This is a genomic window from Streptomyces sp., from assembly GCF_036524955.1.
In the GTDB taxonomy this organism is placed as follows: domain Bacteria; phylum Actinomycetota; class Actinomycetes; order Streptomycetales; family Streptomycetaceae; genus Actinacidiphila.
The window spans coordinates 1-3,494 of the sequence record NZ_DATDBG010000141.1; the positions used below are offsets into that span (position 1 = coordinate 1).

The following is a 3,494-nucleotide window of genomic DNA, read 5'->3' on the forward strand; positions in this document are numbered from 1 at the left end:
GCCCCCTGCGCCGGACCTCGCCGGCCTGGCCGCCGCCGTGCGCTCCATCGAGCGCGGCGAGAACCCGGCGGCTCCGGCGCCGCGCGGCGACGCGGCCGAGGCCCGGCGCAGGCGTCGGGAGGCTATGGCGGCGGAGGCGGCAACCCCGCAGGCCACGGAAGCGGGAGAAGCAGAGGCGGCAACCCCGCAGGCGGCGGAGTCCGGGGCCGGGGAGTCGGCGGAAGGGGGCGCGCCGCACGCGGCGGGCGCGGCGTCCTGCCCACGCACGGATGCCGGAGCCCCGGCCCCGAGGGCCCGCAGCACGGGCGGGCCCGACGGCGGCGAGCCCGGGAACGCAGGAGATACGGCACCGGGCGACACCCAGCCCCGGCCCGTACGGACCGAGGCCGCGGCGACCGGCGGACCGGGAGGCACGCCCGGCGGCCAGCGGCCGGACGAGCCCGCACAGCCGCCCGGCAGTCATCGGCCGGACGAGCCCGCGCAGCCGCCCGGCGGCGAGCCGCGGCACGGCCGCACCGGGCCCACGGCGACCGGCCGGCCGGAGGCCAGGAGCGGGGATCGTCCGTCGGGAGGCCCCGCCGGGCCGCGCCGCGCCGCACGGCGGGCGCCGCTCGATCCCGCGGCCGTGGATGCCGCACGAGGCGTACTCGTCGGGGGTGGTGCGCCCGGCGCTCTCGCGGAGGCGGCGGTGCGGCTGCTCGGGGAGGGGGCCGGGGAAGCGTTGCGGGGGGACCCGTGGCTGGTGCTCCAAGTGCCCGGGGTGCGGGTGGAGCAGGCGGACGGGTTCGCGCGGGCCGTGCTCGGGGCGGAGTGCGGGCCGGGCGACGAGCGGCGGGGACGGGCGCTCGTCGGGTTCGTGCTGGAGAAGGCCGCCGAGTCCGGGCACACCGCGCTCGCCGCGGACGCGGTCAGGGCGGCGCTGACCCGCCACGCCGTGCCCGACCCCGGCGCCGTGGTCGCCGCCGCCGTCGAGGAGGGACTGGTGCTGGTCTTCCGGGACGCGTCAGCGGAGCCGCCGGCCGGCCCGGGGCAGGACGACGACGAGGCCGGCCCCGTACCCCTGCTGCTCGGTCTCGACCGGTACGCGCTCGCCGAGGAGAGCCTGGCCGACGGCTGCGTACGGCTGCTGCGGTCCTTCGAGGGCGCGGCGGACGAGGAGGACGACGACGCGGGGTGGGAGAAGGCCGCGGCCGGCGCGCCCTCCCCCTCCGCCGCGGAGCTGATCCGGGCCGCCGCCCGCAGCGGCCTGGTCCTGCACACCGGCGGCGAGGCGGCCCGCGCGGAACCCGCCGCACTGGTCGGCGCGGCGCGGGCGGCGGGCCTGCGGGCCTACGCGGCGGCGTACACCGAGAACGGCCGCCGGCGCCTGGCGCGGGCCGTGGGCGACGAGGCGGCGCTCACCGTCGAGGGCCTGCTCGGCCGGGACCTCGGGCCCGGCCGAGCCGAGGACGGCAGCCTCGCCCTCGACCTCCTCGCCGTGCTCGACGCGCCGCAGCTCTCCGCCGAGGAGGCCACCACCCTGGTGGAGGCGGTTCCGGACGGCGCGCGTCTCGTCCTCAGCGGAGACCCGAACACCCTGTGGTCGGCGGGCCCCGGCCGGGTCTTCGCCGACCTGCTGGCGAGCCGGGCGTGCCCGCGGGTCATTTCCCGGACACCCGACCCCGGCCCGATCGGCGAACTGGCCTCCTGCGTCAGCGTGGGCGAACTCGCCGCGGTGGAGGCCCCGGAGAAGGAGGTCGTGGTCGTGCCGGTCCGCGACCCGGGTGAGGCCGTGCTGCGTACGGTGCAGCTCGTCGCGGACTCGGTGCCCCGGGCGATCGGCGTCCCCGCGGCGCACACCCAGGTCATCACCCTCGCCCACAGCGGCCCGGTCGGCACCCGCGCCCTCAACGCGGCGCTCAAGGAACGCCTCAATCCCGGCCCCGGCCGCTTCGCCGGATTCGACCCGGGCGACCGCGTCGTCCACGTCCCGGCCCCCGGCCATACGCTCCCGGGCACGGTGGCCGGTGCGGAGCCCGACGGTCTGCGGCTGACCGGCGAGTGGGGCACCGTCGTCGTGCCCCGCGAGGACGTCGCGGCGACCGTACGGCACGGCTGGGCGGTCACCGGCCACCAGGCGGCCGGCCTGTGCTGGCCCGCGGTCGTCGTGGTGGTCCCCGGCGACGCGGGCCCCCTGCTGACCCGCTCCTGGGTCTACACGGCCTTCACCCGCGGCGAACGCCACCTGTCGGTGGTGCGCGGCGCCGACCGGAGCCTGGCCCAGGCGGTGGCGGAACCGGCGGCCAAGGAGCGTACGACCAGGCTGACTTCGGTGCTGCGGGAGCTGGCCGAGGAGGGGTGAGTACGGACCGGGGTGAGGGGCCGCGTACCGTGCGACCCCACCACCCCGGGCGAACGCCCCGGGCCGTCGTACGGCCCTGCCCGTATCCGGTCCCCGGCTGTCCTCCCCCGCTGCCGTCCCCTCCCGGCCGTCCGGGCCCACGAGGCGGGCTGACGCCTGAGCTCGTGGAGTGGCGGCCGAGGAACGAGGCGGCCCGCGCAAGGAGCGAGCAGGAAGACCGACCGTGAACCCCGGTGCGTCACACCGGTTTGTCAGTCCGGGTCGAGCACGCCCAGCTCGTCGTCGAAGACGGCGCTCACGTCGAAGCGGCAGACCACCAGGCGCGGGTCGGCCTGCTCGAAAGGCGCGCCGAGCCACTCGCCGGGCTCGGGAGGCTCGATCGCCGAGACCCACAGCGTGGAGTCGCCCTCCTCCAGGCCGAACTCCTTGTGCCGCTGGGCGATCTCGTCGGGCTCGTACTCGCCGAAGACCACCCCGACGGCGGCGTTCACCGTGGTGTTCGCCGTGGCGTCGCCGGGTTCGGCCGCCCGCCGGGCCTGGGCGAACAGCCGCTCGGGATCGACGATGGAGTAGTCGCGGCGGATCAGCACGCTGATCGTTTCCGGCTCCTGCGGACCGGCGTACTCCGGCAGCGCCTCGGCGGCGGGCACCTCGAAAGGCGTCACCTCGTCATAGGTGTCGTACAGCAACTCGTCATAGGACTCGGCGGCCGAGGCCAGCGCCTCGAACGCGGCGTAGACGGCGGGATCGTCCTCACCGGTACGGTTCTCGATCGCGTCGAGGTGACGGTCGAGCGCGGCCTTGACCGCCTCGACTGCGGCACGGACCTCGGCCACGGGGGGCTGCACGTCATCAGACATGGAGCAGACGCTATCCGCACCAGGGCGTTGCTTGCACAATAGATGCGATGCCGGAATACGAATTCAGAGAGATGTACGTGCCGCGCGGGGTCTCCCGCAAGGACGCGGCGCGGATGCTGACCGACGAGGCGGAGTACGGGCACTGGGAACTCGACCGGCTCCGGCTCTACCCCGACGGCAGCCGCCGGGTGCGGCTGCGGCGCCGGATCATCCGCCAGGTGCGGGCCACATGGTGAGCCGGACGTGAGGGGAACCTGACCGGGGTCGTGGTGACCGGGCGCCCTGGGGCGGCC

The 3,494-nt window shown here is 76.9% G+C and carries 3 protein-coding genes; 2 read left to right on the forward strand and 1 reads right to left on the reverse strand.

The features are described from left to right. Nucleotides 1-124 precede the first annotated feature (124 nt). The gene (locus VIW71_RS11465) at nucleotides 125-2,341 is read left to right on the forward strand and encodes an ATP-binding domain-containing protein (protein ID WP_414720729.1); all 2,217 of its coding nucleotides are present in this window, start codon (nucleotides 125-127) and stop codon (nucleotides 2,339-2,341) included. A 251-nt stretch (nucleotides 2,342-2,592) separates the two neighbouring features. Here the strand turns inward: VIW71_RS11465 and VIW71_RS11470 are convergent, their stop codons facing one another. Beyond that, nucleotides 2,593-3,201 carry a hypothetical protein gene (locus VIW71_RS11470; RefSeq protein WP_331621992.1) on the reverse strand — a complete coding sequence of 203 codons (609 nt, stop codon included), beginning with the start codon at nucleotides 3,199-3,201 and terminating at the stop codon, nucleotides 2,593-2,595. Between the two features lie 47 nt (nucleotides 3,202-3,248). Here VIW71_RS11470 and VIW71_RS11475 point away from each other — a divergent pair, with 47 nt between their 5' ends. Next, on the forward strand, nucleotides 3,249-3,437 hold the full coding sequence (locus VIW71_RS11475; RefSeq protein WP_331621993.1) for a DUF5703 family protein: 189 nt from the start codon (nucleotides 3,249-3,251) through the stop codon (nucleotides 3,435-3,437). Nucleotides 3,438-3,494: the final 57 nt, after the last annotated feature.